21 protein-coding genes are annotated in these 19,876 nt (G+C 71.4%); 13 read left to right on the top strand and 8 right to left on the bottom strand.

Annotated features, from left to right (window positions below; genetic code table 11):
• Positions 1-8: 8 nt before the first annotated feature.
• Together rsrA and ACFYSC_RS10090 are read right to left on the bottom strand one after the other, a co-directional pair.
• Positions 9-275: a mycothiol system anti-sigma-R factor gene (gene rsrA / locus ACFYSC_RS10095; protein WP_389959327.1), complete on the bottom strand. Its 267-nt coding sequence runs from the start codon at positions 273-275 to the stop codon at positions 9-11.
• A 102-nt stretch (positions 276-377) separates the two neighbouring features.
• Entirely contained in the window at positions 378-983 is a 606-nt protein-coding gene (locus ACFYSC_RS10090) for a sigma-70 family RNA polymerase sigma factor (RefSeq protein WP_389959324.1), read from the bottom strand.
• A 280-nt stretch (positions 984-1,263) separates the two neighbouring features.
• Between ACFYSC_RS10090 and ACFYSC_RS10085 the strand changes: the two genes are divergently transcribed.
• A complete protein-coding gene (locus tag ACFYSC_RS10085; RefSeq protein WP_389959321.1) occupies positions 1,264-2,004 on the top strand; it encodes a methyltransferase domain-containing protein in 741 nt (246 codons plus the stop codon).
• 93 nt (positions 2,005-2,097) lie between these two features.
• Here ACFYSC_RS10085 and ACFYSC_RS10080 read toward each other — a convergent pair whose 3' ends face one another.
• Together ACFYSC_RS10080 and ACFYSC_RS10075 are read right to left on the bottom strand one after the other, a co-directional pair.
• The gene (locus ACFYSC_RS10080; protein ID WP_389959319.1) at positions 2,098-2,427 is read right to left on the bottom strand and encodes a TraR/DksA family transcriptional regulator; all 330 of its coding nucleotides are present in this window, start codon (positions 2,425-2,427) and stop codon (positions 2,098-2,100) included.
• A 208-nt stretch (positions 2,428-2,635) separates the two neighbouring features.
• A complete protein-coding gene (locus ACFYSC_RS10075; protein WP_362934843.1) occupies positions 2,636-3,397 on the bottom strand; it encodes an SOS response-associated peptidase in 762 nt (253 codons plus the stop codon).
• A gap of 59 nt (positions 3,398-3,456) precedes the next feature.
• On the opposite strand from ACFYSC_RS10075, the gene aroA reads away from it, so the two are divergent.
• From aroA to ACFYSC_RS10060, 3 genes are all read left to right on the top strand, one after another.
• A complete protein-coding gene (gene aroA / locus ACFYSC_RS10070; protein ID WP_389959315.1) occupies positions 3,457-4,740 on the top strand; it encodes a 3-phosphoshikimate 1-carboxyvinyltransferase in 1,284 nt (427 codons plus the stop codon).
• A 46-nt stretch (positions 4,741-4,786) separates the two neighbouring features.
• On the top strand, positions 4,787-5,923 hold the full coding sequence (gene rsgA / locus ACFYSC_RS10065) for a ribosome small subunit-dependent GTPase A (RefSeq protein ID WP_389960299.1): 1,137 nt from the start codon (positions 4,787-4,789) through the stop codon (positions 5,921-5,923).
• Positions 5,924-6,303: 380 nt separating this feature from the next.
• Complete coding sequence (locus ACFYSC_RS10060; RefSeq protein WP_389959312.1) at positions 6,304-7,161, top strand: SGNH/GDSL hydrolase family protein; 858 nt, start codon at positions 6,304-6,306, stop codon at positions 7,159-7,161.
• 22 nt (positions 7,162-7,183) lie between these two features.
• Here ACFYSC_RS10060 and ACFYSC_RS10055 read toward each other — a convergent pair whose 3' ends face one another.
• Both ACFYSC_RS10055 and ACFYSC_RS10050 read right to left on the bottom strand, forming a co-directional pair.
• Positions 7,184-8,374: a helix-turn-helix domain-containing protein gene (locus tag ACFYSC_RS10055; protein ID WP_362934836.1), complete on the bottom strand. Its 1,191-nt coding sequence runs from the start codon at positions 8,372-8,374 to the stop codon at positions 7,184-7,186.
• Positions 8,375-8,509: 135 nt separating this feature from the next.
• Positions 8,510-8,953 (bottom strand): DUF4442 domain-containing protein, encoded by a 444-nt coding sequence (locus ACFYSC_RS10050; RefSeq protein WP_389959309.1) that lies wholly within the window; start codon positions 8,951-8,953, stop codon positions 8,510-8,512.
• Between the two features lie 142 nt (positions 8,954-9,095).
• On the opposite strand from ACFYSC_RS10050, the gene hisN reads away from it, so the two are divergent.
• From hisN to ACFYSC_RS10020, 6 genes are all read left to right on the top strand, one after another.
• Positions 9,096-9,899: a histidinol-phosphatase gene (gene hisN / locus ACFYSC_RS10045; protein WP_362935236.1), complete on the top strand. Its 804-nt coding sequence runs from the start codon at positions 9,096-9,098 to the stop codon at positions 9,897-9,899.
• A 185-nt stretch (positions 9,900-10,084) separates the two neighbouring features.
• Positions 10,085-11,197, top strand: coding sequence for a phosphate ABC transporter substrate-binding protein PstS (pstS, locus tag ACFYSC_RS10040; protein ID WP_389959306.1), 1,113 nt, complete (start codon positions 10,085-10,087; stop codon positions 11,195-11,197).
• 4 nt (positions 11,198-11,201) lie between these two features.
• Positions 11,202-12,182, top strand: a complete 981-nt coding sequence (gene pstC, locus ACFYSC_RS10035) for a phosphate ABC transporter permease subunit PstC (RefSeq protein ID WP_389959303.1) — start codon at positions 11,202-11,204, stop codon at positions 12,180-12,182.
• The gene (gene pstA, locus ACFYSC_RS10030; protein ID WP_389959300.1) at positions 12,179-13,060 is read left to right on the top strand and encodes a phosphate ABC transporter permease PstA; all 882 of its coding nucleotides are present in this window, start codon (positions 12,179-12,181) and stop codon (positions 13,058-13,060) included. Before pstC ends, pstA begins: the two co-directional genes overlap by 4 nt.
• Before the next feature lie 13 nt (positions 13,061-13,073).
• Entirely contained in the window at positions 13,074-13,850 is a 777-nt protein-coding gene (pstB, locus tag ACFYSC_RS10025) for a phosphate ABC transporter ATP-binding protein PstB (RefSeq protein WP_362934821.1), read from the top strand.
• Between the two features lie 67 nt (positions 13,851-13,917).
• Complete coding sequence (locus ACFYSC_RS10020; RefSeq protein WP_389959296.1) at positions 13,918-14,661, top strand: response regulator transcription factor; 744 nt, start codon at positions 13,918-13,920, stop codon at positions 14,659-14,661.
• Between the two features lie 216 nt (positions 14,662-14,877).
• Here the strand turns inward: ACFYSC_RS10020 and ACFYSC_RS10015 are convergent, their stop codons facing one another.
• Positions 14,878-15,765: a phenylalanine 4-monooxygenase gene (locus ACFYSC_RS10015; RefSeq protein ID WP_389959293.1), complete on the bottom strand. Its 888-nt coding sequence runs from the start codon at positions 15,763-15,765 to the stop codon at positions 14,878-14,880.
• Positions 15,766-15,884: 119 nt separating this feature from the next.
• Here ACFYSC_RS10015 and ACFYSC_RS10010 point away from each other — a divergent pair, with 119 nt between their 5' ends.
• Positions 15,885-16,349: an Lrp/AsnC family transcriptional regulator gene (locus ACFYSC_RS10010; RefSeq protein WP_389959290.1), complete on the top strand. Its 465-nt coding sequence runs from the start codon at positions 15,885-15,887 to the stop codon at positions 16,347-16,349.
• Positions 16,350-16,399: 50 nt separating this feature from the next.
• Here ACFYSC_RS10010 and ACFYSC_RS10005 read toward each other — a convergent pair whose 3' ends face one another.
• Positions 16,400-17,260, bottom strand: a complete 861-nt coding sequence (locus tag ACFYSC_RS10005; RefSeq protein ID WP_389959288.1) for an aminoglycoside phosphotransferase family protein — start codon at positions 17,258-17,260, stop codon at positions 16,400-16,402.
• 329 nt (positions 17,261-17,589) lie between these two features.
• Between ACFYSC_RS10005 and ACFYSC_RS10000 the strand changes: the two genes are divergently transcribed.
• Together ACFYSC_RS10000 and ACFYSC_RS09995 are read left to right on the top strand one after the other, a co-directional pair.
• Positions 17,590-18,135 carry a PadR family transcriptional regulator gene (locus ACFYSC_RS10000; protein ID WP_389959285.1) on the top strand — a complete coding sequence of 182 codons (546 nt, stop codon included), beginning with the start codon at positions 17,590-17,592 and terminating at the stop codon, positions 18,133-18,135.
• A gap of 74 nt (positions 18,136-18,209) precedes the next feature.
• The gene (locus ACFYSC_RS09995; protein ID WP_389959282.1) at positions 18,210-19,520 is read left to right on the top strand and encodes an FAD-dependent oxidoreductase; all 1,311 of its coding nucleotides are present in this window, start codon (positions 18,210-18,212) and stop codon (positions 19,518-19,520) included.
• The last annotated feature ends 356 nt before the right edge of the window (positions 19,521-19,876 follow it).

Here is a 19,876-nt window from a genome sequence, read left to right as displayed (position 1 = left end):
CTAGGAGGTCATCCGGTCAGCTCGGAGCGGACCTGGTCGAGCCGCCGCAGGACCTTGGCCCTCAGGTCCTCGGGCGCCCGGTCGCAGCCGCAGTGCTTGGCGATCAGCTGCTTGACGACCTGCTCCAGGCCGTACTCCTCCAGGCAGGGACCGCACTCGTCGAGGTGCTCGCGGATGTCGACGCACTTGCCGTCGTCGAGCTCGCCGTCGAGGTAGCTGTAGACCTTCTCCAGGACCTCGCGACAGTCCGTGCTGTGGGGCTTCCCGCAGCTCATGCGATCACCTCGCCCTGCTCGTCAGGGCCCGCGGGCGCACCCCGCGGAACCCGCTCGTCACGGCTCGCGGACACGCCCCGCGACACCCGCCGGCCGATCCGCTCACTTCGCGCCCTCCGCCGAGATCAGCCCGCGGTCGCGGGCGTAGTCCTCGAGCTGCGTCCGCAACTGGCGGCGGCCACGGTGGAGCCTCGACATGACGGTCCCGATGGGGGTGCCCATGATGTCGGCGATCTCCTTGTACGGGAAACCCTCGACGTCGGCGAGGTAGACCGCGATGCGGAACTCCTCGGGCAGCGCGGCGAGCGCCTGCTTGACGTCGCTGTCGGGGAGGTGCTCGAGCGCCTCGATCTCCGCCGACTTCAGCCCGGCGGAGGTGTGCGACTCGGCCCTGGCGAGCTGCCAGTCCTCGATCTCCTCGGCGCCCGACTGCTTGGGCTCCCGCTGCTTCTTGCGGTAGCTGTTGATGAAGGTGTTGGTGAGGATTCGGTAGAGCCACGCCTTGAGGTTCGTGCCCTCCTGGAACTGGTGGAAGGACGCGAACGCCTTGGCGAAGGTCTCCTGAAGGAGGTCCTCGGCGTCGGCCGGGTTCCTCGTCATCCTGAGCGCGGCGGAGTAGAGCTGGTCGAGATACGGCATGACATCCCGCTCGAACCGCGTGCTCCGCTGCTCCAGAGTCTCCTGGTCTGTCGCAGGGACCGGACCCACCCCCTTAAGATCGCCGGAGCCCTGCTGACGCGGGACTCCGTACTGAGCGGAGAATACCCGCTCGCCGGGAAGGGACCGGTCACCGGGGCGGGCCATGGGTTCGCTCAACGCGAGCATCGGCTTGCCTACCTCCGAAAGGATCGTTTGGTGTCCGCTGCAACACCCCCGACCGGTCACTTGTTCCCACAAGATGGAAGGTGACGATCAACCCGGTACGGGGAAAAAAATACGTACCGGCAGGTAGCCAGACCACCGGAAACCCCGACGCCAGGAGCCGCTCGTGCTGCCCATCCCGGCCGAAGAGCTGAACGGCACAGGAACCCTCGGCCCGTACTGGACCTTCTACCGCGCGGTCGCCTCCGAACAGCTGTCCCGCTGGCTGCCGGAGGGCCCGTCGACGGTCCTCGACCTGTCCGGCGGCCGGGGCCGCTGGTCCGCGCAGGCGGCCAAGGCGGGGCACCGGGTGCTGGAGGTGGTCGACTTCCGCCGCACCGGGGAGGGCCCGGCGCCGCTGCACGACGCCTCCCGGGTCGGCCAGGTCCGCGCCGACGACCTGCGCTTCCTGCCCGACGGCAGCGTGGACGCCGTGCTCGCCGAGGAGCGCGCGCTGTCGATAGAGCTCATGGCCGAGTCGGCGATCGCCGACGTCGCACGGGTGCTGCGGCCGGGCGGGCGGGCGCTGGTCAGCGTCGACTCCCTCGTGCTGGGCATGGCGATCCTCGCCGAGCAGAACTTCTGGGCCCACCTGCGCCAGACCGACGAGGTCATGCTCGTGCCCTGGCCCGACGGCAGCATCACCCGCTGCTTCAGCAGCGCCCAGCTCCGCGAGCTGCTGACCGGCGCGGGCCTCGAGGTGGAGTGGATACGGCCGCGCACGGTGCTGTCCCCCTCGACGGTGGACCACGTGCTCGCCTCCGACCCGCGCGCCCTGACCTGGCTGGTCAACACCGAGCTGGACGCCCACCCGGACGACGACGACACCGTGGGCATCCACCTGGTCGCCAGCGCCCGCCGTCCCTGAGCCGCCCGCCGCACGGGCCCCGGGCCGCCCGCCGTACGGCCGCGCCCCGCCGGGACCCCGCACGGCCCGCGCCCCGCTCGGTCCGGGCCCGGGTCAGCGCCTGCGCTCGCGCCTGGACTGGCACGGCACGCAGCGTTCGGCCTCGGGCCGCGCCTGGAGCCGCCCCTCGGGGACGGCCGCGGCGCAGTCCACGCACAGGCCGTAGCGCCCGCCGTCCAGCCGGGCCATGGCCTCCATGACCGCGCGGCGGTGCTGGACGGCGGCCTCCAGCAGGGCGCGGTCGCGATCGGTCTCGGTCAGGACCGACCCGCCGTCGGGCCCGGAACGGTCCCTGACCGAGGGGTCCCCGCGCAGCACCGCGATGGACCGGTCGAGTTCGGCGAGCACGCTCTCCAGGCGCATACGCGCGGTCGCGGCGTCCACGGCTCCGCACCTCCGCAAAGGCAGGCGGCCTGTGAGGGGGACCCCGACTTCTCCCGGCAGGCACGAAAGGGGACGAGTCATCGCGGCGGAACCCGGGAGCCGGAAGGCCCCGCGGGACCCGGGACCCGGGGGATCCACCGCGAAGCTCGCTTTCCTCAGCGGATGCCCACTTGACGTGGTTTTTACACGTGTCCGCTACGGAGGGTTCTCAGAAGAGCACCTTAGAGTCACCCTCCCCCTCGCCGAGCGGCTCGATCAGCTCGGGGCCGTTGTTGCGCACCGAGTTGACCGCGGTGGAGACCGGGTACGCCGCGAGACCGGCCGATCCGGCCGGCACGAGGAACTCCCGCGCGTCGGCCGTCCCGGGATCGAGCCAGTCGGACCAGCGGTCCCGCTCGATCAGCATCGGCATCCGGTCGTGGATGGCTCCCAGCTCGTCCTCGGCGGTGGTGGTGATGACCGCGCAGGTCACCAGCCACGCGAGCGGGTCGTCCTCGGGGCGGCCGCGGTCCCGCCAGAACTCGTACAGGCCCGCCATCGCCATGACCCCGCCGTCGGCCGGATGGATGAAGTATGGCTGTTTCTTCGGCTTCTTCGCGGTCCCGGCGCCCTCGACCACCCCCCACTCGTAGTAGCCGTCCGCCGGGAGCAGGCACCGCCGCTCGGCGAACGCCTTGCGGAACGACGGCTTCTCGGCGACCGTCTCCACCCGCGCGTTGATCATGCGCGCGCCGATGGACGGGTCCTTGGCCCAGGAGGGCACCAGGCCCCACCGCATCACCCGGAGCTGCCGGACCGGATGCCCCTCGGGTTCGTCCTTGGGCGCCCGGCTCAGCACCGTGTAGACCGGTTTGGTGGGCGCTATGTTGTAGTCGGGCCGGAGCTCCTCGTCGGCAGCCCCGTCGACCTCGACCTGGAACTCCTCAAGAAGCTGCTGCTTGGCCCGCGCAGACGCGTATCTCCCGCACATATCATCACCTTGCCACGCGTTCCGGTACGGGGTGGCGACACCCCGGTAGGCTTTGCACCATGTCCGCTCCGCTGTGGCCCGCGCCGACCGCCGCCGACCCCGTCCGCGCGACCGTCCCGCTGCCCGGTTCCAAGTCGGTGACCAACCGCGCCCTGCCCCTCGCCGCGCTGGCCGACGGTCCCGGCACCGTACGGCTGGCGCTGCGCAGCCGCGACGCCGACCTGATGGCCGCCGCGCTGCGCGCCCTCGGCGCCACGCTCACCCCTTCGGGCGAGACCGCGTCGAGCGTCGACTGGGAGGTCGTCCCCGGGCCCGTCACCGGCGGGGCGAGGATCGACGTGGGGCTCGCCGGCACGGTCATGCGGTTCGTGCCGCCGATCGCCGCGCTGGCCGACGGGGAGGTCTTCTTCGACGGCGACCCGCACGCGCGCAGGCGCCCGATGGGCGTGATCCTGGACGCGCTGCGCGCCCTCGGCGCCGACGTGCGGGGCGACGCGCTGCCGTTCACCGTCCGGGGGCCGCTGACCGGCGGGGAGGTCACGCTCGACGCCTCCGGCTCCTCCCAGTTCCTGTCGGGCCTGCTGCTGGCCGCGGCCCGGTTCGACAAGGGCGTGACCGTACGGCACGCCGGCCCGCCCATCCCGTCGCAGCCGCACATCCGGATGACCGTCCGGATGCTGCGCGGGTTCGGCGTCGTGGTCGACGACTCCGAGCCGGACGTCTGGCGCGTCGAGCCCGGCCCGATCCGCGCCCGGGAGTTCACCGTCGAGCCCGACCTGTCCAACGCCGCGCCGTTCCTGGCCGCCGCGATGGTCACCGGCGGGTCGGTCACCGTCCCGGGCTGGCCCGGGGAGACCACCCAGCCGGGCGACCAGCTCCGCGGGCTGCTCGCCGACATGGGCGCCTCGGTCGAGCGCACGCCCGCCGGCCTGACCGTGACCGGCACCGGCCGCGTCACCGGCGTCGAGGCCGACCTGCGCGACGTGGCCGAGCTGACCCCGACGATCGCCGCGCTGGCGGCCCTGGCCGACTCCCCCAGCCGGATCAGCGGCGTCGCGCACATCCGCGGGCACGAGACCGACCGGCTGGCCGCGCTGGTCACCGAGATCAACCGGCTCGGCGGCGACGCGACCGAGACCGACGACGGCCTGGTGATCCGGCCGCGCCCGCTGACCGGCGGGGTGTTCCACTCCTACGCCGACCACCGGATGGCCACCGCCGGAGCGGTGATCGGCCTGGTCGTGCCGGGCGTGGAGGTGGAGGACATCGCCACCACGGGTAAGACCCTCCCGGAGTTCGTCTCCATGTGGGAATCGATGCTGGGCGGCGGTGACGCCCCGTGACGGGCGGCAGGACCGGATCGGCCGAGGGCAGAACGAGGCGGGAAAGCTGAAGAAGCGGCAGTACGACGAGGACGACGTCAGGATCAGGCCGGGAAAGGGCTCCCGGCCCCGCACCCGTATCCGCCCGGCCCACGAGGACGCGGTCGAGGGGATGGTGGTGGCGGTCGACCGCGGCCGCTACACCTGCCTGGTCGAGACCGGCGACGGCGGGGGCCGCCGCCGCGGCAGAGGCGGCAAGAGCGGGAAGGGCGGCGGGGACGCCGCGGCGACCGGCCTGACCGTGGTCGCCATGAAGGCCCGCGAGCTGGGCCGCAAGGGGATCGTGGTGGGCGACCGGGTGGCCCTGGTCGGCGACGTCTCCGGCGCCCCCGACACCCTGGCCCGGGTCGTCCGCGTCGAGCCCCGCAGCTCGATCCTGCGCCGCTCGGCCGACGACACCGACGACGGCGACGGCGTCGGCGTCGAGCGCCCGGTGGTGGCCAACGCCGACCAGCTCGTGATCGTGACGGCCCTGGCCGACCCGCCGCCGCGTCCCCGCATGATCGACCGGATGCTGGTGGCCGCGTTCGACGCCGACATCGAGCCGCTGCTCTGCCTCACCAAGTCCGACCTGGCACCGCCCGACGAGCTGGTCTCCCTCTACGCCCCGCTGGGCGTCCCGTACGTGGTGCTGCGCAGGGGCGCCTCGCTGGAGGAGATCCGCGAGCACCTGCGCGACCGGGTCAGCGTCCTGGTCGGCCACTCGGGGGTGGGCAAGTCCACCCTGGTGAACGCCCTGGTGCCGGACGCCAACCGGGCCGTCTCCCACGTCAACGCGGTGACCGGCCGGGGCCGGCACACCTCGACCTCGGCCGTGGCGCTGGAGCTGCCCGACGGCGGCTGGATCATCGACACCCCGGGCGTGCGGAGCTTCGGCCTGGCCCACGTGTCGGTGGAGACCGTCCTCGCCGGCTTCCCCGACCTCGTCGAGGGCACGGTCCACTGTCCCAAGGGCTGCACCCACCTCGACGACGACTGCGCGCTGGACGCCTGGGTGGCCGCCGGGCACGCCGATCCGGTCCGGCTGCTGTCCCTGCGCCGCCTGCTCGCCAGCCGCGAGGGCGCCGCCGACGACCTGCTCGCCGGCCGCGAGGGCACGGCCGACGACGAGCAGCCGGGCGACCCGGACGACCGCCGCCGCTGATCCGCCGCCGGAGGATCCCGGGGGTTTGTGATCCGTCACAGGTTTGACCGCCGAGATTTACCGCTCCCCACACTTCCCAGAAGACCGCTGTCAGCTCATGGTTTGAGAGAGACGTAGGCGATCACTGGAGTCCCCCTCATGCGCCGCCGCACCTTCATCGCGTCCCTCTCCGCCGTCCCTCTCCGCCCTCGCCCCCGCCGGAACCCCGCGGCGGCCCGCCCCGCGCGGAACCATGCGGCGGAACGCCGTGCGCGCCTCGTCCACGCCCGCGGGTGAGAGCCCGGCACCCCCTCTTCTCCTCCCCCGGTCCCCTCTTCAGGGACATCGCATCCTCTCCTCCCAGCTCGGCGACAGCCGACACCCCCCGAAGGGAGTCCAGCGTGATCCGATCAGTGATCACCGCGCTCATCATGGTGGCCGCCACGACGGTCGCCCTCGTCTCGCCCGCCCGCGCCGCGGCCGGCGAGGTCTACGTGGCCCTGGGCGACTCGGCCGCCGCCGGGCCGCTGGTGCCCGACCAGGTGCTGCCCGACCTCGGATGCTGGCGCTCCACCCGCAACTACCCCCACCTCACCGCGCAGGCCATCGGGGCGTCGGTGTTCCGCGACGTCACCTGCTCGGGCGCCGACACCAAGGACATGTACGACCCGCAGCGCACCGACCTCGGCTCGGTGCCGCGGCAGCTCGACGCGGTCAGCGCGGACACCACCCTGGTCACCGTGCAGATCGGCGCCAACGACGTGGGCCTGACCGGGTTCATCGAGGACTGTCTCAACCTGCTGCCGCCGCCCGTCGGCGACGCCTGCAACGACGACTACGTGGTGAACGGGCAGGACGCCTGGCGGGTCAAGACCGACGCGCTGCGTCCGAGACTGACCGCCCTGGCCGCGGACATCCGGGCCCGCGCACCGCGCGCCAGGATCTTCTTCGTCGGGTACGGGACCTACGCCCCGCCGAACGGCTGCTACCCGCGGGTCCCGATCATCAAGGCCGACGCCAACTACATCCGCGCCACCCTGCAGTACTTCAACCGGATGCTGGCCGAGCAGGCCGCGGCGGCGGGCGTCGGCTTCATCGACCTGGAGACGCCGAGCGTGGGCCACGACCCGTGCGCCTCGTCGGGCACCCGGTGGATAGAGCCCTACGTCCCCGCCTCGCCGGCGGCGCCCTTCCACCCCAACGCGCGCGGCATGCGCGGCTTCGCGGACGTGGTGATCCCCGCGGTCAGCGGGGCGTGAGCCGCCCGGCCGATCCCGGCGGTCAGCGGGGCGTGAGCCGCCTGGCCGCCAGCGCGGCTCCGATCCGCTGGAGCTGCGCCGGATGGGCCGGGTCGAGCCCGGTCAGGCTCACGGCCCGCCGCAGCCGGTAGTCGACCGTATTGGGGTGCACATGCAGCAGCTCGGCCGCGCGGCGGCGGTCGAGCCCGTTCTCCAGGTAGACCTTGAGCGTCCGGAGCAGGTCGGGGTTGTCCAGCAGCGGGTCGAGCAGGCCCGCCAGCTCGGCGGTGGCCGGGCTCGGCCGGGTGAGCTGGTACTCCAGCAGCACGTCGGTCAGCCGGTAGGCGCCCGGCGGGTGCCCGAAGGCCCGCGCCACCTCCAGGACCTCCTCGGCCGTCTTCGCGGCGGCCGGGACCTCGGCGGGGACGGCCCGTTCGGCCGCCGCCCAGACCGGCGCCCCGGCCGCCCGGGACATCTCCTCGACGACCCCGGTCGCCTCCGGCGCCTCGCCGGAGGCGACCGGGAGCAGCACGAGCCCGCCCGTCGCGTCGAGCACGAAGAGGACCTGCTCGGTGGCGTGCCGCTGCACGGCGGCCCTGATCCTGGCCAGCTTGCGCCGCGCGGCTATGGCCCCGCCGGGCTCGTCCTGTTTCTCGTCGGGGTGCTCGGCCACGAAGATCGCCATGACGAGGTAGGCGGGCGCCGGCCGTACGGCCGCCAGGGCCGCGGGGTCCCCGCCGAGCAGCGCGGAGACGGCGGCGTGCATGGCGTGCTGCTCCTGGCTGAGCATGCCCTCGCGCTCCCCGAGGTAGGCGGCGGACACGGCGGAGGTCACCGCCTCGGTGTAGGCGAAGACGAGGCGGTTCATGTCGAGCACCGCGGCGAAGTCGGCCGGTGTGGCGAGGGCGATCAGGTGGTCCCAGACCCGGCGGGCGCCCAGGTGGTAGGCGGCCAGCAGGGCTTCGAGCGGCACCCGCTCCTGGGCCCGGCGCGCGGCCGAGGCGCGTACCGGGGCCAGTTCGGCGGGGAGGGGCGGGCGCCCGTGGCGGAACATCCCGCAGATCATCCGGAGGTTGTGCTCGGTGATCCAGGTGATGTCGCCGTCGAGCTCCTCCCTGGGCAGCCGCCGGTAGATGGGGATCTCTTCGACGAAGGCGCGCACGAGCTGCCTGGCCAGGCCGGCCGCCTGACGTTCCAGCAGCTCGTGCACGGGACATCCGGCCAGGACGAGCACACCTGTCACTGTCTCACACCGGGTTGTGATATCCACCTTTTCGGAGCATTTCGCACCGAACGGCCCGAGCCGGCGACCGGCCGTCGGGGGCCCGCCAGCCGCCCAGGGATGCCGTCTCCCGTGCCGGGCGGCGCGTCAGCGGTTGGGGCGCAGGGTCCAGGTGACGATCATCTCCGACACCGGGGTGCCGTCGGCGGTGGCGATCCCGACGCCGACCTCGAACTCCGGGCGCCGCCCCGCGTCCAGTTCGGCCAGGACCTCCTCGCGGGAGGCGCGGAGACGGGCCTCGGCGACGACCTCGCCCATCGCGAGCTTCACGTAGCGGATCGTCGCGCCCGCGGCCAGCGGGGTGGCCCGCGGCAGCTGGTCGCCGAACGCCGAGAGCATCGCGGCGCCGGAGGCGGACTCGGCGAGCGTGAACAGGGCTCCGGCGTGCGGGCCGCCCACGTGGTTGTGCAGGTCGGCGCGGTCGGGCATGCGGGCGACCGCCCGGCCCGGCTCCACCGCGTCGAAGGAGATGCCCAGCGTCCGTGCGAACGGCACGCTCTCCAGCATGAAGGCGCCCACGTCAAAGGTCATGCCCGGAATGCTACTGGCTGGTAACCATGAATTCGACGGGGGATTTACGCGGTATCCGGCCGACTGACGACCCGCGACACAATTCCCCGCCTTGTTCCCCGGTCTCCTGTACCGGGCCGCCGACGCGATAGCGTTGCTCTCCGTGACGGGTTACAACGACGATCTACGCCTCGCGCACGTCATGGCCGACGCCGCCGACGACCTGACCCTCCGCCGGTTCAAGGCCGTGGACCTGCGGGTGGAGACCAAGCCGGACCTCACCCCGGTCAGCGACGCCGACCAGGCGGTCGAGGAGTCCATCCGGAGCACGCTGCGCCGCGCCCGGCCGCGCGACGCGGTGATCGGCGAGGAGTTCGGCAAGACGGGGTACGGCGTGCGGTCGTGGGTGATCGACCCGATCGACGGCACGAAGAACTACGTGCGGGGCGTCCCCGTGTGGGCCACGCTCATCGCCCTCATGGACGAGGGCAGGGTCGTCGTGGGCCTGGTGTCCGCCCCCGCGCTCGGCCGCCGCTGGTGGGCGGCCCGGGACAGCGGCGCGTGGACCGGCCGGAGCCTCAGCAGGGCCACCCGCTGCCGCGTCTCCTCCGTCTCCCGGCTGGAGGACGCCTCGTTCTCCTACTCCAGCCTCGGCGGGTGGGAGGAGGCCGGCCGGCTCCAGGAGTTCCTCGACCTCAACCGCTCCGTCTGGCGCAGCCGCGCCTACGGCGACTTCTGGTCGCACATGATGGTCGCCGAGGGGTCGGTCGACGTGTCCGCCGAGCCGGAGCTGTCCCCCTGGGACATCGCGGCGCTGACCGTGATCGTCGAGGAGGCCGGCGGCACCTGGACCGACCTGTCGGGAGTCCCCGGCCTGGACGGCGGCAGCCTGGTGTGCAGCAACGGCCCGCTGCACGGGGACGTCCTCAAGCGTCTCGGCGGAGGACCGCTCACCCTGCCCGTCTGAGGAGACCGTGCCGCCGGATATGACCTGACGAATCAGGTCATATCCATTTTTGTGAACCAGGCCACGCCTTCCCTCCGGCGGTGACCGTAGAGGTTCATTCTCCGTTCACCTTCGTACGGGCTTCGAGTCATCTTGCCTCCCTACCGTCCTTGAGTGTTGAAGGACTTAGTGGGAGGAACCCAACCGTGAAGTATGCAGGCCGGCTCGCCGCGGTCACCCTCGTCGGCGCGCTCTCGCTCGCTGCGTGCGGCACCGATAACAACAGCGCCGACGGCGGCGGCACCTCCAGTGCCGCGGCTCCCTCCGCCGGGTCGGACGCCGGTCTCAGCGGCACGATCAACGCCGCGGGCTCGTCGGCGCAGGCCAACGCCATCGACGAGTGGAAGAAGAACTTCCAGCAGACCAACTCCGGCGTCAGCGTCAACTACCAGCCGAGCGGCTCCGGCGCCGGCGTGCAGGCGTTCATCCAGGGCACGGTCGCCTTCGCGGGCTCCGACTCCGCCCTCAAGGACGACAAGAACGAGCCCGCCCAGGCCGACGCCCGCTGCAAGACCGGCAAGGCGATCAACCTGCCGATGGTGACCGGCCCGGTGGCCGTCGTCTACAACCTTCCGGGCGTCGAGGGCCTGCAGCTCTCCCCCAAGACCCTGGCGGGCATCTTCAACAGCAAGATCACCAAGTGGGACGACGCGGCGATCAAGGCCGACAACCCGGACGCCAAGCTCCCCTCGACCCCGATCCAGGCGTTCCACCGCGCGGACGAGTCGGGCACCAGCGACAACTTCACCAAGTTCCTCTCCAAGACGGCCGGCTGGCCGTACGAGCCCGCCAAGGCGTGGCCGGCCGAGGCCAAGGGCCAGGGCGCCAACGGCTCCGACGGCATCGCGCAGGCCGTCAAGGGCGCCGAGGGCGCGATCAGCTACGTGGAGCTCTCCTACGCGGAGAACTCCAGCCTGACCAAGGCCAAGGTCGCCAACGGCTCCGGCGAGTTCGTCGAGCTGACCCCCGAGAGCGCCGCCAAGACGGTCGAGGCCGCCGAGGTCGCCGGTCAGGGCAACGACCTGAAGCTCGACATCGACTACGCCACCAAGGCCGCCGGCGCCTACCCGATCGTCCTGGTGACCTACGAGATCACCTGCGAGAAGGGCCTGCCCGCCGAGGACGCCAAGCTGGTCAAGGCCTTCCTGACCTACACCGCCAGCGACGAGGGCCAGAAGGCCCTGACCGGCCTGGGCTACGCCCCGCTGCCGGCGTCGCTGCTCACCAAGGTCCGGACCGCCGTCGAGGCGATCTCCTAGGGTCATGACGGCTACGACTCACACCCGCGACGGCGGATCGGCCCTGGGCCGGTCCGCCTCGCGGCGCAGCCGGGGCGAGGCCCCCTTCCGCTACGCCGCCATGGGCGCCGGAATCCTCCTGCTGGCGATCATGGCGGCCATCGCCGTCTTCCTCATCGTCGAGGCGATCCCCGCCCTGCGGGCCAACACCGGCGGCTTCTTCACCACCCAGACGTGGGAGCCGAACGCGACCCGGCCCAGCTTCGGCATCGCCGCCCTGGCCTTCGGCACCGTGTTCAGCGCGCTCCTCGCGCTGGTCATGGCCGTCCCGGTCGCCGTGGGCGTGGCGCTCTTCATCTCCCACTACGCCCCCCGCCGCATGGCCGGCGTCCTGGGATACGTCGTCGACCTGCTCGCCGCCGTCCCCAGCGTCGTCTACGGCCTCTGGGGCATCACGTTCCTCGCCCCCTTCATGGTGGCCCCCTCGAACTTCCTCCACGACCACCTGGGCTTCATCCCGCTGTTCGGCGGCGACATCGTCGCGGGCCGCTCGATGCTGACCGCGTCGATCGTGCTCGCCGTCATGATCCTGCCGATCATCGCGGCGATCTCCCGCGAGGTGTTCCTCCAGGTCCCCAGGGCCCACGAGGAGGCGGCCCTGGCCCTCGGCGCGACCCGCTGGGAAGTGATCAGGATGGCGGTCCTGCCGTACGGGCGGCCCGGCGTCATCAGCGCGGCCATGCTCGGCCTCGGCCGCGCCATGGGCGAGACGATCGCGGTCGCGCTCATCTTCCAGGCGACGTTCGACATCAGCTTCCGGATCCTCACCCCCCAGGGCAACAGCATCGCCGCCAACATCGCCAACAGGTTCGGCGAGGCCACCCAGATCGGCCGCGGCGCGCTGATCGCCTCGGGCCTGGTGCTGTTCGTCATCACCCTGCTGGTGAACACGGGCGCCCGCCTCATCGTCGCCCGTCGCAAGGAGTTCTCCGGAGCCGCCGCGTGACCACGCACACCGTCCAGCACGTCTCGGCCGGCCGGCGCATCAAGGACCGGCTGGTGCAGTTCCTGGTCTACCTGGCGTTCGCCGTCGCCGTCATCCCGCTGATCTCCGTCCTCTGGCTGGTGATCAAGAACGGCCTCGCCCGGTTCGACCTGGACTTCCTGACCCACTCGATGCGCGGCATCGGAGCCCGGGACATCGGGGGCGGCGCCTATCACGCCATCCTCGGCACCCTGGAGCAGGTCCTCCTCGCCTCGCTGATCTCCGTCCCCGTCGGCCTGCTCACCGCGATCTACCTCGTGGAGTACGGCCGTGGCGGCCGGCTGAGCCGGATGATCAGCTTCTTCGTGGACGTCATGACCGGCATCCCCTCGGTGGTCGCCGGCCTGTTCGTCCTGGCCTTCTGGGTCCTGGCTCTGGGCATGCCGTTCTCCGGCTTCGCCGGCGCGCTCGCCCTGTCGATCCTGATGATGCCGACCGTGGTCCGCTCCACCGAGGAGATGCTCCTGCTGGTCCCGAACGATCTGCGCGAGGCCTCCTACGCCCTGGGCGTGCCCAAGTGGCGGACCATCCTCAAGGTCGTGCTCCCGACCGCCCTCACCGGCATCGTGACCGGCGTCATGCTCGCCATCGCCCGCGTGGCGGGGGAGACGGCCCCCCTCATGCTGACGGTCTTCTTCACCGACTCCATCAACTCCGACCCGTTCAACGGGCCGCAGATGGGCCTGCCGCTCTACGTCTTCGACCAGGCGAGGCGTCCGACGGACATCGCCGTCGACCGCGCGTGGACCGGAGCGCTCACGCTCATCGTGATCGTCATGCTGCTCAACCTGGTGGCGCGCCTCATCGCCTGGTGGCGTTCGCCGGCCAGGGGCCGATAGGAGGAACCCGTAAATGAGCCAGCAGATCCAGGTCTCCGGCCTCGACGCCTACTACGGCAAGCACAAGGCCATCGAGGACATCTCGATGACCATCGAGCCCAACACGATCACCGCGTTCATCGGCCCCTCGGGCTGCGGGAAGTCGACCTTCCTGCGCACGCTGAACCGCATGCACGAGGTCATCCCCGGCGCGCGCGTGGAGGGCAAGGTCCTGCTCGACGGCGAGGACCTCTACGGCTCCGGCATCGAGCCGGTGTCGGTGCGCCGGATGATCGGCATGGTCTTCCAGCGCCCCAACCCGTTCCCCACGATGTCCATCTACGAGAACGTCGCGGCCGGCCTCCGGCTCAACGGGCGGCACTCCAGGTCCGAGGTCGACGGCATCGTCGAGACCTCCCTCAAGGGCGCCAACCTGTGGAACGAGGTCAAGGACCGCCTCGGCAAGCCCGGCGCCGGCCTGTCCGGCGGCCAGCAGCAGCGCCTGTGCATCGCCAGGGCCATCGCCGTACGGCCCGAGGTCCTGCTGATGGACGAGCCCTGCTCCGCCCTGGACCCGATCTCCACCCTGGCGATCGAGGACCTGATGGCCGAGCTGAAGAGCAGGTTCACGATCATCATCGTGACGCACAACATGCAGCAGGCCGCCCGGGTGAGCGACCGCACCGCCTTCTTCAACCTCGCCGGGCAGGGGCAGCCGGGCCGCGTCATCGAGATGGACGAGACCTCCCGGATCTTCACCAACCCCTCCCAGAAGGCGACCGAGGACTACATCACCGGCCGCTTCGGGTGAGCAGACCGCACCGTCCGGGCGAGCCGGCCACGCCGTCCGGGTGAACCGACCGCATTGGAGGGACCGGGTGACCCAGCCGCAGACGGCACCCGAGGTGAACGGGGACCCCCGGACGGCGCCGCTGCTGCTGGTGGCCGATCCGGAGACGTCTCTGGTCCAGGGGCTGTCCGACGCCCTCGAACGCGAGGGCGTCGAGGTCACGGGCGTGACCGACGGCGCCCAGGCCCTGTTGCAGGCCGGCGCCCTCCAACCCGACGTCGTGCTGGTCAGCGCCTCACTGCCGGTCATCGGAGCGGTGGAGTTCGTCCGCGCCGTACGGCTCGCCCGGACCGTCCCGGTGCTGCTCGGCGTGGGCGAGGGGCACGCCGAGCAGGCCGTGCAGGCGCTCGCCGCCGGAGCCACGGCGTGCGTGGCCCGGCCGTACCGGGTGCCGGAGCTCCTGCCCCTGGTGCAGGGCGCGTTCTCCGGCGAGCCGGGAGGCCGCCGGACGCTCGTCGTCGGCCGGGTGGAGCTCGACGTGAACGCCTACCTGGTCAGAGTGGACGGCCGCGCCGTCCACCTGCCGCTGCGCGAGTTCGAGCTGCTCCACTACCTGATGCGCAACGCCCACCGTACGGTGACCCGCGAGCAGATCATGCGCCACGTCTGGAACTCCACCGAGAACACCTCGACCAACACGATCGCGGTCCACGTCAAGCGTCTGCGGGCCCGGCTCGGCGACACCGACGACCGGCTGATCCAGACGGTGCGTGGGGTGGGCTACCGGCTGGTCGACAGGACGGCCCAGGACCGGTCCGTCGGAACGCCGTGACGCCGTGACGGCGGACGGTGGACGGCGGACGGTGGACGGTCCCGGCCCGGCTCGTGACCATCCCGGGGGGCGTTCGCGGGGAACCGGGCTCAGGGCCGTCGAGGAGGATCCTCAGACGATTCCCGGCCCGGCCGGGGCGGGCGGGGCACGAGCGCGAACGGCCGGGCCGTCGGCGAGGGGGGCCGTCGGCGGTCCGGCCGGATCGTGGGTGACCGCTCAGCGGGCGCCGGCGATCAGTTTCGCGATGGAGTCGTCGTCGCAGTCCGCCCAGAACCCGCCGACCACGTCCTCCAGGTGCTCCAGCGAGTCGGCCCGGAACAACACATCCTGATATTTCGTGATGTCGTACTTGGTGGTGCCCATGGCGGCCAGGTCCAGCGGCCGGATGTCCATGCCGCGGAACTCCTCGATCTCCCCGTAGGAGGACAGGATGCCCGCGCCGTACGCCCGCAGCTCGCCCTGGTCGGTCATGACGCCGAACTCCATCGTGAACCAGAAGATCTTGGAGACGAACTCCAGGGCGTCCTCGCTCTCGACCCGCCGCGCCGCACCGCCGGCCAGCCGGTAGAGCCGCGCGTACCGGTCGGAGGCCAGCGCGTTGGCGTGCCCGATCACCTCGTGGATCACGTCCGGCTCCGGCGTGTAGAGCGGCGTGGAGTGGTGCCGGATGTACTGCGTCGAGTGGAAGAACCCGTCCGCCAGCACACCGTAGAAGTCGCGGAGCGGCACCAGCCCGGCGGCCGGGAGGTACCGGAATCCGGTCAGCGGCTCCAGCAGCTCGCTGACCTCCTGCAACTGCGGAATGCGATCGGTGGGCAGCCGCAGCCGCTCGACCGCGTCCAGATACTCCGCGGTCGCGTACTTACGATGCTTGACCGCCAGCTCCCTGCTCACCAGCGCCCACACCTCGTGTTCCTGCCCGGTGTAGTCGGCCGTGGGGATCGGCGCGCCGGGAACGTGGTTCATGGCGAGGCCGGCGATGGCGTTACGGCGGGCCCGGTAGACCGGGTCGGAGAAACCGGGGTGGCTCGCGGCGAGCTCGACCTCGACCGTGCCGTCGTCGCGGGTCGCCACCGGTGCGAAGTACTGCGCTTCCTCGAACATAAGGAAATGACAGCAATTGCGCGAATCATTGGCAAGAGCGAGCAGTTATAGTGGGCGTTTCGCGCATGAACGCGAGCTCAGGTCTGGTTTCGACTGGTCATATCGCCTAGCCTGATGCGGTGCCGATCGACAGGCTGGACAGCCGCCTCCTGGTGACCATGCGCGCCCACCCCCGCGTCGGCCTCACCGAGCTCGCCCGTCTGCTCGGCGTGGCCCGCGGCACCGTCCAGGCCCGCCTCGACAAGCTCATCGCGCGGGGTGTCATCACCGACTTCGGGCCCACGGTCACCCCCGAGGGCGCCGGATATCCGATCCTCGCCTTCGTCTCCCTGCAGATCGCCCAGGGCCGCCTGGCGGAAGCCGTACGGGCGCTCGAAGCGGTCCCCGAGATCCTTGAGGTGTACGGCACCAGCGGCCAGGCCGACCTGCTCTGCCGGGTGGTCGCCCGCAGCACGCCGGATCTCCAGGAGGTCATCGCCCGCATCCTGACCTCGCCGGCGATCCAGCGCTCGGACACCACGATCGCGCTGTCCGTACAGGTGCCGTACCGGATCGAGCCGCTGCTGGAAGCCTCACAGGGTTGACCCCGCGGGAGCCGCGCGGGCGAGCCCCGGCGGAGCCCTCTTCGGCAGGCTCAGGTGAGAAGCACCTGGTCGAGAACGTGGTCGCCGATGGCCGCCATGCCGGGGGCGTCGGCCGAGTGAGCGGCCAGGGCGGTGCCCATGACGAGGGCCCAGCCCCGCGCGCGCTCCCAGGTCACCTCGTCGGCGTCCACATGTGATCGGAAGACCTCGCGTGCGTCCTCCTCGAACACCAGCCACGCGGCGGCGAGGTCGGTGGCGGGATCGCCGCTGGTGAGGTCGCCGAAGTCCAGGACGGCCGCCAGCTCCTCCCCGTCGGCCAGGAGGTTTCCCGGGTGCGGGTCGCCGTGGAGCCAGAGCGCGGGGCCCTGCCAGGGCGGGAGGGCGGCCAGTTCCTCCCAGAGGGGGAGAAGATCGGCTGATCGGGGAATGGACCGCAGGCGTCGCCTTACCGCTTCGTCACGGCCGGCGAGCGGGACGCCGCGGACGGGGTTACGCGGTGCGTCGGATGGTGCGGGCCGGTGGAGGTCCGTCATGAAACCGGCCAGCTGAACGGCGATGCCGGAGCGGGCGGGCGGCGGCACCTCGGCGACCGTACGGCCTTCGAACCAGGGCGCGATCGTCCACGGCCATGGGTAACCCTCACCGGGCACGCCGACCCTGACGGGCACGGGCAGCGCGATCTCGACGTACCCGGCCAGGACCGGCAGCCAGCGCTGCTCGTTGACGATGAGGTCGACGGCGACCTGGCGGCGCGGCAACCGTACGGACAGGTCCGCCCCCAGACGGTAGATGACGTTGTCCCACCCGTTGGCGATGAGGGTGAGCGGGCCCGCCAGGTCCGGATGCTGCGCACGGATCAGGCGGTCGACGAGGTCGGCGTCGATGTCGGCTTCGGCTACGGGGGTGTTCACGCGGCAACGATAGTGCGGCACGGCCCTGACAGACGGGGGCGCTTCCGTGGCGCGCTCGGCGACCGGTACGAGGACGGCCCGTCCGCCGGCCAGGGAACCGCGTTCCGCCCGACGACGACGGCGCTCCAGCGCCTCGGTCCACATCACGGTGGACACCGTCGGGTCAGGAGATCCGATCGAGCGTCGGCTGACCGCCCGTGCAGACGCCATGACTCCGCCTCTCCGGCACCGGGACAGCGGAGCCGCGCCAGGCGCCCCGCGAAGCTCTCCCTACTCATTTTTGAGTACTCGTCATTGACTTCCTCTCCTACTCGTATTTGAGTACTCATATGCGAGCTACACGCCTCTTCATCCTCGGCGCACTGGCCGACGGCGGCCCCATGCACGGCCACAGGATCCGCACCGCCGCGCAGATCGACCGGGTGGAGCTCTGGGCGGACGTCAAACCCGGCTCGCTCTACGGCGCGCTGCGCCGAATGGCCGACGAAGGCGTCGTCGAGGTGGTCCGCACGGAGCAGGAGGGCAACCTCCCGGCCCGCACCGTCTACGCGATCACCGACAGAGGCCGGACGGAACTGCTCTCGGTGATCAGATCGGTCCTCGCAGACACCGGCCTGCGACCGGACCCGATCCAGCTGGTACTGCTCCACGGCGGTCAGATCGACCCCGGAGAACTGCGAGCGGCCGTCCGGCGCCGGCGCGACTCCTACGCGACGCAACTCGGCTTCTGGCGGAACCTGCGCCTCGAAGCCGATCGGCACCTGACCAGGCTGGAGGCCATCGCCTTCGAGCAGACCCTCATGCGGCTCGAAACAGAGGTGGCATGGCACGACCGGCTGCTGGCGGAAATCGCCGACGCGGCGGAGCAGACCTGAAACCCCGGGTCCGCCGAGAGCGGGCCCTCACGGAAGGGAGGACCCCCATGTCCTCTGGACCGTCCTCTGGACGCTTGGACGTCGCCGTGATCGGCGGCGGGATAGGCGGGCTCTGCCTCGCACAGGGCCTGAAGCGGGCAGGCGTGAACGTCACCGTCTACGAGCGCGACCTCTCACCCGACGCACGGCTCCAGGGCTTCCGGCTGAACATCGAACCGACCGGAAGCACCGCCCTGCACGCCTGCCTGCCACCTGTGCTGTGGGAGACACTGGTGGCCACGGCGGGCGCCTCGGGGTCCGGGATCGGTTTCCTCGACGAGCGGATGCGGCCGCTGGTCCTGATCGGCGAGGACCGCCCGGAGGGGGACCCGCTGGACCCCGCGACCGGTGAACACGCGGTCAGCCGCGTCACACTGCGCAAACTGCTCCTCGCCGGTCTGGACGACGTCGTCCGCTTCGGCAAGGAGTTCACCTGCTTCACCCGGAACACCGACGGGACCGTCACGGCGGAGTTCGCCGACGGCACCGCCGCCACCGCCGACGTGCTCGTCGCGGCCGACGGGACGAAGTCCCGGGTATGGGCGCAACTCCATCCCTCGGCCGGTCGTGCCGAACTGCCCGCGACAGCCGTGGGCGGCAAGCTCTTCCTCACCGATGAGAACCGGCGCTGGTTGCCGGAACGGCTGCTCGCCGGCAAGAACGCCTTCTGGCCACGGCGGGATTTCCTGTTCACCGCCGTCTTCCACAGGCGAGAGAATCCGTCGTCGATCATCGAAAGGCTCGGCGAACGGGTACAGGCCCTCGGCCTGGACCCGGAACACCTGCTGGCGGAGTCGCATGACGATGACTACGTGCTGTGGGCGTTCATCGCGCATCGCGACTCCCTTCCCGCGGGCTTCGACCCGGCCGGGGCGTCGATGAAACCTTCCCAGGTGCAGGAACTCCTGACCGAACGGACGGAGAGCTGGCACCCCGATCTACGCCGGCTGATCAGCGACTCATCCCCGGACACCCTGTTCCCCACCCGGTTCAGCGCCGCCGAACCGCTCGAACCCTGGGAGACCGGGCCCGTCACAGGGCTGGGGGACGCCGTCCATCACATGCCGCCGGTGGGCGGGCTGGGAGGCAACACGGCGCTGCGCGACGCGCAACGGCTCTGCACCGCGCTGGTCACGGCGGACCGAGGGGAGAGACCCCTGCTTCAGGCCCTGCACGCCTACGAGGCGGACATGCTGCGGTACGGGTTCGGGACAGTCCGCGAGTCGGTACGCAACACCGAGGCCGCCATCACCCGCAATACGCTGAAACGGTCCGCGAGCCGCTTCTTCTTCCGGGTCTGCGGAGCCGTCCCGCCTCTCGGACGCGCGGTGTTCCGGGGACGCTGAGAGGCACGGTCCGCCTCGACTCACGGACCGTTTCAGCGGGAACAGAAAAGGGCCGCTTCCCCGGATTCACCGGGGGAGCGGTCCTTTTCTGTTCCCGACCACCCGAGGACGGCCCTTCCCCACACCCGGAAACCCGGGAAACGCGAAAAAGGCGGGGCCCCGGACGACGAACGTCCAGAGCCCCGCCGAAACCCAGAATCCCGAAACCCGGGAACCCCCGAAAGCCCGACAAACACAGAAAGGGCCGTTCCCTGACGAAGCCAGAGAACAGCCCTTCCCATGAAAGATTGTCCGGCGGCGACCTACTCTCCCACACCGTCCCCGGTGCAGTACCATCGGCGCTGAAGAGCTTAACT

The sequence above is a fragment of the Streptosporangium sp. NPDC004379 genome, assembly GCF_042873875.1.
GTDB lineage: Bacteria > Actinomycetota > Actinomycetes > Streptosporangiales > Streptosporangiaceae > Streptosporangium.
This window is presented reverse-complemented; position numbering and strand designations above follow the sequence as displayed.

Bases quoted from the DNA above. Each gene is read 5' to 3' on its own strand.
- pstB (WP_362934821.1), top strand. From the start codon at position 13,074: ATGAGCCAGCAGATCCAGGTCTCCGGCCTCGACGCCTACTACGGCAAG.
- ACFYSC_RS10000 (WP_389959285.1), top strand. From the start codon at position 17,590: ATGCGAGCTACACGCCTCTTCATCCTCGGCGCACTGGCCGACGGCGGC.
- ACFYSC_RS10075 (WP_362934843.1), bottom strand. From the start codon at position 3,397: ATGTGCGGGAGATACGCGTCTGCGCGGGCCAAGCAGCAGCTTCTTGAG.
- pstC (WP_389959303.1), top strand. From the start codon at position 11,202: ATGACGGCTACGACTCACACCCGCGACGGCGGATCGGCCCTGGGCCGG.
- rsrA (WP_389959327.1), bottom strand. From the start codon at position 275: ATGAGCTGCGGGAAGCCCCACAGCACGGACTGTCGCGAGGTCCTGGAG.
- ACFYSC_RS10015 (WP_389959293.1), bottom strand. From the start codon at position 15,765: ATGTTCGAGGAAGCGCAGTACTTCGCACCGGTGGCGACCCGCGACGAC.
- ACFYSC_RS10050 (WP_389959309.1), bottom strand. From the start codon at position 8,953: ATGACCTTTGACGTGGGCGCCTTCATGCTGGAGAGCGTGCCGTTCGCA.
- aroA (WP_389959315.1), top strand. From the start codon at position 3,457: ATGTCCGCTCCGCTGTGGCCCGCGCCGACCGCCGCCGACCCCGTCCGC.